The organism is Pseudomonas frederiksbergensis (assembly GCF_000802155.2).
GTDB lineage: Bacteria > Pseudomonadota > Gammaproteobacteria > Pseudomonadales > Pseudomonadaceae > Aquipseudomonas > Aquipseudomonas frederiksbergensis_A.
Genome location: NZ_JQGJ02000014.1, coordinates 22,334 through 35,775 on the forward strand (window position 1 = coordinate 22,334; position 13,442 = coordinate 35,775).

A 13,442-nucleotide genomic window follows, 5' to 3' on the forward strand; every position below is an offset into this window, starting at 1 on the left:
CACAGGAGTTGCGATGCGAGTGTTGAAGTTTGGCCTGGTGCTGTTGCTCTGGGTATTTGCAGCCACCGCCCAGGCCCAATTGAGCTTCCCGGCGCTGACCGGCCGGGTGGTGGACACCGCCCAGATGCTCGATCCGTCGGTGCGCTCGCAACTCGATGCGCAACTCAAGGCCCATGAACAGGCAACCGGGGAACAAGTGGTCGTCGTCACGCTGGCCGATCTTCAAGGCGCCAGCATCGAAGACTTCGGCTACCAACTGGGCCGCCACTGGGGCATCGGTCAAAAAGACAAGAACAACGGCGCGCTGCTGATCGTGGCGCGCGATGACCGTAGACTGCGCATCGAAGTAGGCTACGGCCTGGAGGACCGCCTGACGGACGCCCAGAGTTCAGTGATCATCAACCAGGTGATCACTCCGGCGTTCAAGACGGGCAATTTCAACAAGGGCATCAGTGACGGCGTGGCGGCGATGCTCGTGGTATTGGGCGGCAGCCCCCTCGATGAACCGGCTGCGGCGTACAACGGGGATGGTCAGGACGAGGGCGACTTCGTCGAGCGCCACCCAGGGTTGTTCATCTTCCTGGCGATGCTTTTCATCCTGACGATATTTGTCTGCCAAATGCTCGGTATCCTGCCCAGCGGCGGCGGTTCCGGTGGTAGCAGTTACAGAGGCGGCGGTGGTGGCTTCGGTGGCGGCGGGGGCGGCGGCTTCAGTGGTGGGGGAGGCAGTTTCGGTGGCGGTGGTTCGTCGGGCGGCTGGTGACAACAATAATGAGCGGATTTTTTAACACATGGCATTACTGACTGAACACGAACAGCGCAAAGTGGCCGAGGCCATCGCCCGGGTCGAGCGCGACACCGACGCCGAGCTGGTCACGGTGCTTGCCGCCCGCGCCGACGACTACGCCTACATCCCTTTGTTGTGGGCCAGCCTGCTGGCGCTGGTGGCTCCTGGCATCCTGCATTACCTGACGGGCTGGTTGACTATGCACAGCCTGCTGTGGGTGCAGTGGGCCAGCTTCATCGTGTTGTGCCTGGTGTTTCGCATTCCTGCCATCACGACCCACTTGATTCCTCGTTCCGTACGCCACTGGCGGGCTTCCAACCTGGCGCGCCGGCAATTCCTCGAACAGAACCTGCATCACACCGTCGGCAGCACCGGCATGCTCATCTTCGTCTGCGAGGCCGAGCGCTATGTGGAGATCCTGGTGGACGAAGGCATTTCCAAGCGACTCGACAACAGCCATTGGGATGCGATTGTCACTGCGTTTACCCAGCAGGTTCGCCAGGGGCAGACGTTGCAAGGTTTTGTGACCTGCATCGAGGCTTGCGGCGAACTGCTCAAGGAACACGTGCCGGTGACCCATGCGCGTAATGAACTGCCGAATCGGTTGGTGGTGTTGGGCTGAGTGATTTTCTGCCGGACACCGTCGTGGCGAGGGGATTTATCCCCGCTGGCAGCGTAGCCCCTTTAGTCGATAAGCGGTTATGGGTCGAGACCTGTCGTCTGATTCGGGTCTGTTGCGCAGCCCAACGGGGATAAATCCGCTCGCTACAGGAAATTTCCCCGTGCCCCGGCATCGGATCCCCCCTAAAATACCCGCCATTCCCGATCCGCCCGCACCGAGGCCGCTTTTCCATGTCCGCTACCGCAACTCCCGCCCGTCCTGCGCCGGATCACCACGCTCAGTTCATCGAACTGCTGCAAACCAGCCTCGATCAAAACGCGTTCATCAAGCTGGTGCTGGCCAAGTACGCCGGTGACGAACCTGATCTGCAGCGGTTGATCATCAAGCAACTGACGGTCAAGGATCAGCCGTGCTTGTCCTTCGTCTACCGCTACAAGACGCGAGACATCACCAAGAATTTTTCGCTGGCCGAAGGCGTGGAGACCGTCGCCGCGCTGTTGCCGGCTTCGTTCAAGAACGCGCATTTGCTGGCGGTCACCGACGAGGCGCAGCTGGAATACAGCAAGAAGGGCAAGAGCTCGCTGTTCAAGAGCAAGCCCCAGCAACTGCGGGAGGTGCCGTCCGCCGGGCACAACCGTGAGAAGAACCGCTTCCTCGACCTGGGCCGGCCCTTTTTGGCCGACCTGGGCGTGACCAACCACAAACATGAGCTGATCCCGGCGATGTCGCGCAAGTGGAAGCAGATCAACAAGTTCATCGAGGTCTTCAGCCACGCCCTCACGTCTTCGCCATTGGCCTTGGACAAACCGGTGCGAGTCTCGGATTTCGGCTCGGGCAAGGGCTACCTGACCTTCGCCATCCATGATTACCTGCGCAACACCTTGCAGGCCGAAGGCGTGGTCACCGGTGTCGAGCTGCGCGAGGATATGGTCAAGCTGTGCAACGAAGCCGCCGCCCGGCTCGAGCACCCGGGCCTGAGCTTCCAGCATGGCGACGTGCGCAGCGTGGCGCCGAGCGCGGTGGATGTGATGATCGCCTTGCACGCCTGCGACATTGCTACCGACTATGCCATCCACATGGGCATCCGCTCGGGCGCCTCGATCATCATGTGCTCGCCGTGCTGCCACAAGCAGATCCGCCTGCAAATCCAGAGCCCGGCGCTGCTCAAGCCGATGTTGCAATACGGCCTCCATCTGGGCCAACAGGCGGAAATGGTCACCGACAGCCTGCGGGCCCTGTTTCTCGAAGCGTGTGGCTACGAGACCAAGGTGTTCGAGTTCATTTCCCTGGACCACACCAACAAAAACAAGATGATCCTGGCCGTCAAGCGCGCCGAACCGGTGCAGCCGGCCGAACTGCTCGCCAAGATCGAAGAACTCAAGGCCTTCTACCACATCACCGAGCACTGCCTCGAAACGCTGCTGCGGGCAGATGGGTACCTTGCCTGACAACACCGACCGGAACCCTGTGGGAGCGAGACCGCTCGCGAAGCACGGAAACGCGGTGCGCCTGACAACCCGCGCCGCCTGATTCGCGAGCGGGCTCGCTCCCACAAATGTTCACCGTCAGCGCGCTACGATGCAGCCCGTCAGCTCGCGGCGAGGATTTGCCCCCGTTCTGTTACAGCGGACTACCTTTAATGCGTTCATTCCTCCACGCATTCCAAAGGAGCCCATTCCATGGCCGCCAAGAAAATCCTCATGCTGGTCGGCGATTACGTCGAAGATTACGAAGTCATGGTGCCGTTCCAGGCCTTGCAGATGGTCGGCCACACCGTCCATGCCGTCTGCCCGGACAAGACGTCTGGGCAGACTGTCCGCACGGCGATTCATGACTTCGAGGGCGACCAGACCTACAGCGAAAAACCAGGACATCTGTTCGCCCTCAACCATGACTTCGCCGGCGTCGAGGCGACCGACTACGATGCGTTGCTGGTGCCAGGCGGTCGAGCGCCGGAATACTTGCGACTGAACGAAAAAGTCCTGCAACTGGTGCGCGATTTCGACATGGCGGGAAAGCCGATCGCGGCGGTGTGCCACGGTGCGCAGTTGCTGGCGGCGGCGGGCATCCTGGAAGGGCGCGAGTGCAGCGCCTATCCGGCCTGTGCCCCGGAAGTGCGCTTGGCTGGCGGGACGTTCATCGACATCCCGGTGACCGAAGGCCACGTCCAGGGCAACCTGGCCACGGCACCGGCCTGGCCGGCGCACCCGAATTGGCTGGCGGGGTTCCTGACGTTGCTCGGTACGGCGATTACCTTGTAGGCGCCATCGAGAGGCTAGACCTCCACCGGCACCGTCAACTTCGGATCGCCCAGCGGATGACTCTTGGCATCGAAAAAGCGCAGCTGCGTGTCCAGCCCTTGGAATAGCTTGGCGTAATGCCGTTTCTGGTGCTGGATGAACGCCTGGCTGCGCGGGTAGATCGAGAGGGCAACGGTCTTCGGCGCTGCCTGGCGCAAGGCGTGGACGATGTGGTTGTCCTGCTCGCCGAGGGCGTGGCCGAACAGGCAAAGGTTGTCGTGATGGTGCAGCAGTTGGTCGTAGCAGAACGACAGATAGTCGCTGCTGCGGATGGTCTTGAGCTTGTCCTGGCTCGGGCCTTCGCTGACCAGCAACGGTACATCGTCAAGGGTCTTGATGGTGTTGTTGATGGCGAAACTGCCCAGCAGCGTGCCTTCGGTGGACGTGAGCTTGCGTGCCGTCCCGTCCTGGTTGCGCACCAGGTGCAGGCCGCCGTGCAGGTACAAGAGGCGAGGTTTGTCGAGGTGGGTCTGGCTCAAGTCGAAGCTGTGATCGGCGCCCAGGAACAGATCGGTGAACGTCTCGGGCGCGTGCTGTAGCGCCCAATAGCTCAGCAAATCGTAGTTGGTGGTGAACACCGTGCGGTAGCGCCCCAATTCTTGGTTCAGGCTTGCCAGGGTCGAGGGTTGTACCAGCCGCCAAGGAATATGCACGGCGTGTACGGTGTTGATCAGCGCTTCCTTGATCGCGTAATAACGATTGCGCGGCGCGGCGGAGCTGACGGCCAGGGCCTTGTTGACCCGGCTGGTGGTTTTCAATGCCCCCAGCACCTGTTCGAAACTTCGCGTCTGCAGTGCGTCGAACACGCTCAGTTCCGACGCACTCAAGGGTTTTTCCTCGACGGTACGGGCGTTCTCGAACAATGAGTCGTAGCCGAAATCGTCCCACACGGCGCGGCTGGCGCCATTGCCTACCAACAGGCCGCTGAAGGTGGTGTCGGCGCGCAAGGTCTCCCACTCTTCGAGCCGGGCGTCGTATTCCTGGAAATCGGTCATCGCGAAAGTCATCTCAAAACGTGGCAAAGGCAGGGCGTGACTTTATCACGACCCAGTCTTGAGCCAGATCAAGATACGTCGTGACCAGTCGGTCAATCCTGTACGCCCCTGCCGATTCGGCCTCTTTCAGGAGCGTGTCCCCATGAGCAGCACTTTTTTCATTCCAGCCGTGAACATCATGGGCCTGGGTTGCCTCGACGAGGCGATGACCGCCATCCGCAACTACGGTTTTCGCAAGGCGCTCATCGTCACCGACGTTGGGTTGGCGAAGGCCGGTGTTGCCACCAAAGTGGCCGAGTTGCTGGCGATCCAGGACGTCGACGCGGTGATCTACGACGGTGCCAAGCCCAACCCGAGCATTGCCAACGTCGAACTCGGGCTCGGTTTGCTGAAAGAAAGCCGATGCGATTTCATCGTGTCGCTGGGCGGCGGCTCCCCCCATGACTGCGCCAAGGGCATCGCGCTGTGCGCGACCAACGGTGGACAGATCCGCGACTACGAAGGCGTCGATCGTTCCAGCAAGCCGCAGCTGCCCTTGATTGCCATCAACACCACGGCGGGCACCGCCAGTGAAATGACCCGTTTCTGCATCATCACCGACGAGACGCGCCACGTGAAAATGGCCATCGTCGACCGTAACGTAACGCCGCTGATGTCGGTCAATGACCCGGCCCTGATGGTGGCGATGCCCAAGGGCTTGACCGCCGCCACCGGCATGGATGCGTTGACTCACGCGATCGAGGCTTATGTCTCCACGGCCGCCACGCCCATCACCGACGCCTGTGCCCTTAAGGCGATTACATTGATCAGCAACAACCTGCGTCTGGCCGTGCGTGACGGCAACGATTTGCCAGCGCGGGAGAATATGGCTTACGCACAGTTTCTCGCGGGGATGGCATTCAATAATGCTTCGCTGGGTTTTGTGCATGCGATGGCGCACCAGTTGGGCGGCTTCTATGACTTGCCCCATGGTGTATGCAACGCCGTATTGCTGCCCCATGTGCAGAGTTTCAATGCCATGGTATGTGCCGTCCGGCTGACGGACGTAGCCCATGCCATGGGCGCCGATATTCGCGGGTTCAGCCCTGAAGAAGGTGCGCAGGCCGCCATCGCGGCGATTCGCAGCCTGGCCGTGGACGTGGATATTCCAGCAGGCTTGCGGGAGTTGGGCATGCGCCTCAATGACGTGCCGGTGCTGGCTGCCAATGCCCTGAAGGACGCATGCGGCCTGACCAACCCGCGGGCGGCGGACCAGCGGCAAATCGAGGAAATTTTCCGCAGCGCTTTCTAAGCGACCCGGGGCGGCGTGAACCTTGCGCACAGCATCGCCGCCACCGCTAACAACGTGCACAGCACCGCCAGTGGCCAGGCCTGTTGACTCAACAACAGGCTGGCCATGGCACCGATCACCGAAGCCATCAGCTGGTGCAGGAACCCGCTCAATGCCATGGCGTAAGCGCCGGCGATCGGCGAGCCTTCGTTTGCCAGCGACAGGCTGATTGGATAGTTCAGCGACTGGCCAAACACCGCGAAGCAGTACGGCAACCAGAACACAAGCGCGACGCTGCTCAGTGAAACGCTTCCTGCCAGCATGGTCGCGCTGCCGCCCACTACCAAGGCGATGCCCCAGCCCATCAGCCGCCGCTGGCCCGTGCGCAGCACAAAAGCGTTCACCGCGAGCGCGCCCAGCAGATACGCCGCGCTGATCGGCCAGCCCAGCAGCCCGTACTCGATGGGCGACCAGTGGAAGCTCTCCTGCAGAATCAGCGGCGCGGCGGTATTGAAGGCGATGATGACGCCGTAGCCCAAGCCGCCCGCCAAAGCTGGTAATAGAAAACCGCGATGCTGGAGTATCCGTCCATAGATCCGCCACGCTGATTGTCCGTTGCTACCTTCGGCAAGCACCGGGAATGTTGCCGTTGACACGGCGGCGGCCATGACCAGGCTGACCGCGCCCAAGCCGAGAAAAATCGCTTCCCACCCAAACACAGCCTGGATCAGCGAGCCGAGGTATTGGCCGATGCCGAGGGCAACCACAAAGGCAATCGATATCCAGGACAAGGCCTTGGCCAGCAGGTCGCCGCTGAAGCTGTCACGGATCAACACCCGTGCCATCACCGAAATGCCGCTGGCGCCGATGCCCTGGATCAACCTGAACGCCAGGAACGTTTCGATCGTCGTGCCCAGCGGCAACGCCAGGTTCCCCAAACCGTACAGCGTCAATGCCGCCAACAGCACAGGCTTGCGCCCGATGCGCTGGCTCAGGCTGCCCCACATCAGCATCGGCAGGGCCATGCCGATCAGGTACACCGACAAGCCCCACGACACTCGGGACGCATCCGCGCCCAGGGCCTGGGCAATGTCCGGCAGGGCCGGTAGGTAAATGCTCATGCCCAGCTGTGCCAGGAAGACCGTGGTGCAAGTGACGATCAGCGTTGTACGGTTTTTCATCAAGGGCTCGTTTCAAGAACAGATGTCACGTCCGTTGGCTGCCAAAAGATCGGTGAGCCGTTCGCAGAAGGAACGAATCACCTCCGGCTCCATGTCGGCCCGCAGGGTGATGCGGATCGCGGCCTTGTCTTGGGGGACCACCGGGAAAAATACCGCTGAAGTGAAATACCCCAGGTCGGCCAGCTCGACCGCCAGCCGGGTGGCCAGGGCTGCCTCACCGCAGCGCACCAGCCGGATCGCCATGGGGCTTGCATACTGTTCGGTGCGGATGAGGCTGTCGAAGAAGCGGATATTAGCCTGCAAGCGCTCTTGCAGGGCATGGAATTCTTGGCTGCGATGCAAGCGGATCGAGGCCATGCCTGCGCCAATAGCCGCCGAGTTGAGGCTCTGCGACCAATTGGTCGGGCCGCCGTAGCGTTGTACGAGCGTCTTGTGCCGTTCGTTGCCGAACATGGCCAGCCCACCGCTGGCCCCGAATGACTTGGCCAGCGAGGCAACGATCAGGATTCGCTCATCCACCGCGTGGATCCGCGAGCGCACCAGGCCCATGCCGCCAGTCCCGACGGTTGACAGGGCGTGGGAATCGTCCAGATAAAGAAACAGGCCATAACGCTGCTTGAGATACAGCAGGCTGTCCAGGTCCGCCATGCCACCCATGCTGTAGGCGCCGTCAGTCACGTAGGCCACGTTACCCCGGCGTTTGCACGCGTCCTCGAGAAAATCCATGTCGTTATGCGGGCAGGTAATGACCTCGGTTTCATCGGCGCACGCGGCCTTGAGATGGTTCATTGAGTAGTGGGCCTGCTTGTCGAACACCATCAGCGGCGGACGGTTGCCGGTTAGCGCGCCACTGGCCAACAGTGGCAGGATCCCCGCGCTCGCCGCGCTGCATGACAGCGCACTGAGGCAACTGGCACCGAACAGTTCCGACAGCTGGGTTTCGTATTGGTCCAGGATTGCCAGCCGGCTGCGGTTCTTCGAGTTGGCGACACGCAGGGTCCCGGTTTCCCATAGGGTCATCATGGCGCCGTCCAGCAAGGCGGGGTGATAATCCAGGCCCAGGTACGACGTGGTGCAGAAGTGATGCAAGGTACGACCATATTGGTCGACGAGGACGTTGGGCGACTGGACCTCGACATTCAATCCAGCAATTCTGCCGCTTTCGGCGTTCTGCCAATCCTGGTCGGCCAGGGAAATGATTTTGCGATAGTTATTGAAGTGCTGAGTGGGCTGGGCAATCTGATTCATGGCGTGAGTACATTCCTTGGTTGAGCGTTGCTGTCCGTGGGGGCTTGTGTTTCCAGACTTTACAGTCTGATCGGCGGGGCTTTGAATCGGCCGATTCCGGTGTGTTTGAGTGTTACTGGAGACTTCTGCGTAGGACCCTGCCCAGGGGCTTGGACGGGAAATCCGTCTGCCATGTCGGAGCTGCGCCCTGATCCCCGTGCCTGGGGCGTTTGCTATCTTCAGGCGTCTGGGTAACCATCTGTCGACACCCTGCGCTATCCTCATCACTACCGTGGGGTGTACGTCGGCTTCGCATGCCCTATTGGCGTCGTGAACGGGTGATGCCCCGGTTCGCCCATTGCCTCATTATCCGGACGGCTTGCGCGCCATGGACACTCGATATTCCACGCCGTTGGCCAGTTACCTCGATCTGCTGCTCGACGCTGTATGCGCTGTCGATGCCCAGGGGCGCTTCGTGTTCGTCAGCGCCGCCTGCGAGCGTATTCTCGGCTACACCCCCCAAGAGCTGATTGGCCGGGCGATGATCGACCTGGTGCACCCCGCCGACCGTCAGCGAACCCTGGATGCCGCGCGAGAGGTCATGGAGGGCGAGCCCAAGCTCAATTTTGAGAATCGCTACCTGCGCAAGGACGGTGGGGTGGTGCATATCCTGTGGTCGGCGCGCTGGTCCGAGGCTGACCAACTGCGCATCGCCGTGGCCCGCGACATCACCGAGCGCAAGCAGGCGGAGTCCCGGCAGGCTGCGTTATATGCCATTTCCGAGGCGGCCCACGCCGCCGCCGATCTGCTGGCGTTGTTCAAGCGTATTCACTTCATTATTGGCGAATGGCTGCCGGCGCTGAATTTCTCGGTGGCGCTGTATGACGAGCAGTGCGAGCAACTCAACTTTGCCTATCACGTCGACGATCGGGAGCGACAGCCAGAGCTACCGGGCACGGCGGTCGGGCGCTTATGTGCCGAAGTGATACGCAGTGGACAGCCGATCCTGCTCACGCCCGGTTGCAGCGCGTCGCCCGTGGAGTTCTGCGATCTCGTGGCGAAACCCGATGCGCCTTGCTGGCTGGGCGTGCCGCTCAATTCCCAGAGCAGCACGATCGGCGCGTTGATCGTCAAGAGCGCCCCGGACAGCGAGCGCTATACGGAGCAGGACAAGGAACTGCTGCAATACGTCTGCGCCCAGATCACCCTGGCCATCGAGCGCCAGCAACTGCACGCCCGGCTCCAGCACATGGCGCAGTACGACCAACTGACCCAAGTGCCCAATCGCGAGTTGTTGCGCGATCGGTTCAAGGCCGCGCTTGCCGCGGCCCGCGTTGCATCCGGGCGGATGGCGTTGCTGTATATCGACCTGGACCGTTTCAAGCAGGTCAACGACACCTACGGTCACGGCGTCGGCGACATGCTGCTGCAAGCGGTCGCCAGTCGATTGAAGGGGTGCGTACGTGACACCGACACCGTTGCGCGCATCGGTGGCGATGAGTTCGTGGTGTTGCTCCACAGCATTCACAGTGTGGAAGACGCCGACAGGGTGCAAAAGAAAATCCGCCAGGCATTGTCTCAGCCGCTACGGCTGGACGGCCACTGCCTGAACATCGAGCCGAGCATCGGCGTGGCCTGTTTTCCCGACCACGGCACCGAGGACGTGACCCTGTTCCGCCACGCCGATGAGGCGATGTACGCAGCCAAGCGCCACAATCACCGGGCCTTCGGCATCTGAGTCCGCGTCACCGTTCGTCGTGGCGCCAGCGCTTTTTCCAAACCTTGAATCCCGGGCCATTTCAAATGAAATACGGGGTACGCGTGCCCATCATTCTTGCAATACGGAGGGCTGGATCATGCGCGGTTCGAGCAACATTTATCCGGGAAACATTGCCCACGATCGAACGAAGGTGTCCGAAGCGGGTCGCAAAAGTGGGAGAACCACCGTCGCGAGTGTCGATAAAAGTCCGCTGAAAGCCGAGATTGGCCGCAAGCCGGGTCGTACATCTCGCTGAATATCCGTGGTGGTTCTGATTTGCGCGGTGGAACAACCATCGCATTTTCTTTCAGAGGAGGGCGTGACCATGAGCCGGATGGCCACCTTTTTACGCACCACCAGTGTTGTCATGCTGATGGGCCTGGGTGCCAACAGTGCGTGGGCCCAGTCACCTGTCGAGTTCATCAACGATGCGTCCGCCAAAGGCATGGCCGACATCGAAGCCAGCCGCGAGGCGCATTCGAAGGCGGAGTCACGGGAGGTCAAGGACTACACCATCATGGTGATCAACGACCGCACCACCGCCAACCAGCATCTGGCGAAAATCGCCAAGAAACTTGATTTGCCTGTCGCGCCACGGGAAGAAGTGGCGGACAAGGCAAAGACCCTGATGCCACAGGTGGCGGAGGGTGAGTCATTTGAAGCGGCCTATGCCGCCAGCCAGGTCAAGGCCACTGAGGAAGCCATCGAGCAGATCCAGCAACAGGCCCAGACCACCAATGTGCCGGAGATCAAGGCGTTCGCTGACGAAACGCTGCCCAAGCTGCAAACCCATCTCGAGATGGCCAGGGCGTTGCAGGCCAGCCGCTGATCCACCGCACCCGTTTCATGTTCAGGACCGGGGCGCCAGCGTCCCGGCCCGTTTTGCCCGCCGAAAAGGAGAACCTCGATGTCTACACGCCGAGAACCCAACCAATACGCGATGCAGAATCCGCTGACCCAGTATCCGCGTCCGGAATTTCCCGACCAGCCACAGTCACCGCCGGGCATTGACCAGGACATGGTGCCGCAACCCGATCATGGCGAAAAAAGCTACCAGGGTTTCGGTCGCCTGGAGGGGCGCAAGGCGCTGATTACCGGCGGTGACTCAGGGATCGGTCGCGCCGCTGCCATCGCCTACGCCCGGGAAGGCGCGGATGTGGCGATCAATTATTTGCCGAGCGAGGAGCGCGATGCACAGCAAGTCATCGAGCTGATCAAGGCAGAGGGCCGCAAGGCCGTCGCCATTCCAGGTGACTTGAAGGATGAGGCGTTCTGCGTCCAGATGGTGAAGATGGCGCAGCAGCAACTGGATGGCCTGGATATCCTGGTGAATGTCGCCGGTAAGCAGGAAGCGCAAAAAGACATCGCCGATATCACCACCGCGCAATTCGACGACACCATGAAAACCAACATCTACGCGATGTTCTGGATCTGCAAGGCCGCGGTTCCGCTGATGCCGGCGGGAGCGACCATTATCAATACCGCGTCCATCCAGTCCTACGATCCGTCCGCGACGCTGCTGGACTACGCCACCACCAAAGCGGCGATCGTGGCGTTTACCAAGGCGTTGGCCGGGCAAGTCATCAGCAAGGGGATTCGTGTCAATGCGGTTGCGCCGGGGCCGATCTGGACCGTGCTGCAACCCAGCGGCGGACAACCCAGGGAAAAAATTCCCACGTTCGGTTCCCAGGTGCCGATGAAACGTCCGGGACAGCCCGCCGAATGCGCGCCGCTTTATGTGCTGCTCGCTTCGCAGGAATCGAGTTATATCACTGGGGAAGTATTCGGCGTGACGGGCGGCAACCCGTTGCCCTGATGACCGAAAGAGTGCGCGAGTGGCATGCACCGCTCGCGCATCGGCATCAGCACTGGTTCAGGTCGATCTTGTTCTTCGCCTCAACGCCATCAAGGCTCTTGGCCTCGTCCTTGCCCATGTCCTGGTACTGCTTGCGCAGCGCTTCAAGTTGCTTGAGGTCCAGCGACTCGAGGCCGAGCATTGCGTTCTGAGCGTCCTTTGAGGCCCGCAACAATTCGTCCACTTTCAAATGCAGGATATCGGTATCGCGGTTCTGCGTATTCTGGATCAAGAACACCATCAGGAAGGTGATGATGGTGGTAGAAGTGTTGATGATCAATTGCCAGGTGTCATTGAAACCAAATAAAGGTCCGCTGGCTGCCCAGAGCGCCAACAACACAATGGCCCCCAGGAAAGTCTTGGGGCTCCCCGCCCAGAGGGATAGTTTTTGAGCGATTTTGGCGAACGTCATTGCTGTGTTCCTTTTTGGGATGCACCTGTCTGGTGTGACAGCAACGCGTCGGCGAAAATTCTACTTACATTTCAACCGTAAAGCGTCTCCTCGACGTTCATCGTCCCGCACGACGACAGTCGCAACCAATGTCATTCTCGCGGGTCACTCCTGAAAGCCCTCAGCATCGGAGTACGTCATGAATATTGCCCGCACCTTTTGCCTCGCCTGCTGCCTGTTCGCCCTGCAAGGCTGCTTCGACAATTCGGATAACGAGACCAAGGACAACACTGACGGCACCAAGTCTTCGGTGCAGATGCAGGAGTCCAAGTCGCAGAGCAAGTAAGTGATCGAACCTGTAGGAGTGAGTTTGCTCCCACAGGTTCGCGTTTCTTCATGGAACGCTCATCGCCCTTGTTGCAACACCTTGAGCGCCGCCGACGCCAGGAAGCCGGAGCGGCTCTTCTCTTCAGGATGGTGCAGCACATATTCATCGATACGGTTCAGCAGGTAGCCGGGCAGGGTGATGTTGAGCTTCTGGGCCTTGCCCAGGTACTTGGTAATATCGATGTCTACCAAGGCCCATGTGCAACCGGCGTATTGCGGATTGGCCGCATGCAGGGTGACGGTGTTGGCCGATGGAATCGGCGAACCGTCCTCAGCCAGGATCTCGAAATGACCCTCGATCGCCTCCCGTGCCATCGCCATGGCTTCATCCAGGTCGTCGCCTGCGGAAAAACAACCGGGAATATCCGGCACCTCAACACCCCAAGCGTGCTGGTCATCGCCCATTGAAATCGCAATTGGGTAGAGCATTCAATCGTCCTCCGGAAAAGCGGGGCAACCGGGCGCCTGGAGAAGGGCCTGTTGCAAGATACTGATGGCCGTTTTCTTGAGCAGGTCCTTCTTGGGATGAGGAACCGTAACCAGCCCCGGTTTGGTCGGGTGTTTGAAGTGATGGTGGCTACCCCGGATCCGCACCAGGTACCACCCATCTGCAACAATTTGGCTTATCAAGAATCGGCTATTCACAACACCTCCCTGTGGTGTTATTG

15 protein-coding genes are annotated in these 13,442 nt (G+C 60.6%); 9 read left to right on the forward strand and 6 right to left on the reverse strand.

Annotation, left to right across the window (positions count from 1 at the left end; all coding sequences use genetic code 11):
* Positions 1 to 13 precede the first annotated feature (13 nt).
* The 4 genes from JZ00_RS31740 (at position 14) to JZ00_RS21750 (ending at position 3,670) form a co-directional block, all read left to right on the forward strand.
* The gene (locus tag JZ00_RS31740; RefSeq protein WP_039593274.1) at positions 14 to 763 is read left to right on the forward strand and encodes a TPM domain-containing protein; all 750 of its coding nucleotides are present in this window, start codon (positions 14 to 16) and stop codon (positions 761 to 763) included.
* Positions 764 to 791: 28 nt separating this feature from the next.
* Positions 792 to 1,409: a TPM domain-containing protein gene (locus JZ00_RS21740; protein ID WP_039593275.1), complete on the forward strand. Its 618-nt coding sequence runs from the start codon at positions 792 to 794 to the stop codon at positions 1,407 to 1,409.
* Between the two features lie 230 nt (positions 1,410 to 1,639).
* Positions 1,640 to 2,857, forward strand: coding sequence for a class I SAM-dependent methyltransferase (locus JZ00_RS21745; RefSeq protein WP_039593276.1), 1,218 nt, complete (start codon positions 1,640 to 1,642; stop codon positions 2,855 to 2,857).
* 231 nt (positions 2,858 to 3,088) lie between these two features.
* Positions 3,089 to 3,670 (forward strand): DJ-1/PfpI family protein, encoded by a 582-nt coding sequence (locus JZ00_RS21750; RefSeq protein ID WP_039593277.1) that lies wholly within the window; start codon positions 3,089 to 3,091, stop codon positions 3,668 to 3,670.
* A 14-nt stretch (positions 3,671 to 3,684) separates the two neighbouring features.
* On the opposite strand, the gene JZ00_RS21755 is transcribed toward JZ00_RS21750, so the two are convergent.
* On the reverse strand, positions 3,685 to 4,704 hold the full coding sequence (locus JZ00_RS21755; protein WP_039593278.1) for a DUF4917 family protein: 1,020 nt from the start codon (positions 4,702 to 4,704) through the stop codon (positions 3,685 to 3,687).
* Between the two features lie 142 nt (positions 4,705 to 4,846).
* On the opposite strand from JZ00_RS21755, the gene yiaY reads away from it, so the two are divergent.
* On the forward strand, positions 4,847 to 5,995 hold the full coding sequence (yiaY, locus tag JZ00_RS21760; RefSeq protein ID WP_039593279.1) for an L-threonine dehydrogenase: 1,149 nt from the start codon (positions 4,847 to 4,849) through the stop codon (positions 5,993 to 5,995).
* On the opposite strand, the gene JZ00_RS21765 is transcribed toward yiaY, so the two are convergent.
* On the reverse strand, positions 5,992 to 7,155 hold the full coding sequence (locus JZ00_RS21765) for a multidrug effflux MFS transporter (RefSeq protein ID WP_039593280.1): 1,164 nt from the start codon (positions 7,153 to 7,155) through the stop codon (positions 5,992 to 5,994). The two genes, yiaY and JZ00_RS21765, sit on opposite strands and share 4 nt — an antisense overlap.
* Positions 7,156 to 7,167: 12 nt before the next feature.
* Complete coding sequence (locus JZ00_RS21770) at positions 7,168 to 8,403, reverse strand: aminotransferase class I/II-fold pyridoxal phosphate-dependent enzyme (protein ID WP_039593281.1); 1,236 nt, start codon at positions 8,401 to 8,403, stop codon at positions 7,168 to 7,170.
* Between the two features lie 367 nt (positions 8,404 to 8,770).
* Here JZ00_RS21770 and JZ00_RS21775 point away from each other — a divergent pair, with 367 nt between their 5' ends.
* From JZ00_RS21775 to JZ00_RS21785, 3 genes are all read left to right on the forward strand, one after another.
* Positions 8,771 to 10,120, forward strand: coding sequence for a sensor domain-containing protein (locus JZ00_RS21775; RefSeq protein WP_039593282.1), 1,350 nt, complete (start codon positions 8,771 to 8,773; stop codon positions 10,118 to 10,120).
* Between the two features lie 346 nt (positions 10,121 to 10,466).
* On the forward strand, positions 10,467 to 10,970 hold the full coding sequence (locus JZ00_RS21780) for a DUF4142 domain-containing protein (RefSeq protein ID WP_039593283.1): 504 nt from the start codon (positions 10,467 to 10,469) through the stop codon (positions 10,968 to 10,970).
* Between the two features lie 78 nt (positions 10,971 to 11,048).
* Positions 11,049 to 11,957 (forward strand): SDR family oxidoreductase, encoded by a 909-nt coding sequence (locus JZ00_RS21785; RefSeq protein WP_039593284.1) that lies wholly within the window; start codon positions 11,049 to 11,051, stop codon positions 11,955 to 11,957.
* A 46-nt stretch (positions 11,958 to 12,003) separates the two neighbouring features.
* On the opposite strand, the gene JZ00_RS21790 is transcribed toward JZ00_RS21785, so the two are convergent.
* The gene (locus JZ00_RS21790) at positions 12,004 to 12,408 is read right to left on the reverse strand and encodes a low affinity iron permease family protein (RefSeq protein WP_039593285.1); all 405 of its coding nucleotides are present in this window, start codon (positions 12,406 to 12,408) and stop codon (positions 12,004 to 12,006) included.
* 178 nt (positions 12,409 to 12,586) lie between these two features.
* Here JZ00_RS21790 and JZ00_RS31255 point away from each other — a divergent pair, with 178 nt between their 5' ends.
* Positions 12,587 to 12,733, forward strand: coding sequence for a hypothetical protein (locus tag JZ00_RS31255; RefSeq protein ID WP_196304752.1), 147 nt, complete (start codon positions 12,587 to 12,589; stop codon positions 12,731 to 12,733).
* Positions 12,734 to 12,792: 59 nt separating this feature from the next.
* Here JZ00_RS31255 and JZ00_RS21795 read toward each other — a convergent pair whose 3' ends face one another.
* The gene (locus tag JZ00_RS21795; protein WP_039593286.1) at positions 12,793 to 13,203 is read right to left on the reverse strand and encodes a type II toxin-antitoxin system HicB family antitoxin; all 411 of its coding nucleotides are present in this window, start codon (positions 13,201 to 13,203) and stop codon (positions 12,793 to 12,795) included.
* Entirely contained in the window at positions 13,204 to 13,419 is a 216-nt protein-coding gene (locus JZ00_RS21800; RefSeq protein WP_039593287.1) for a type II toxin-antitoxin system HicA family toxin, read from the reverse strand.
* Between the last annotated feature and the right edge of the window lie 23 nt (positions 13,420 to 13,442).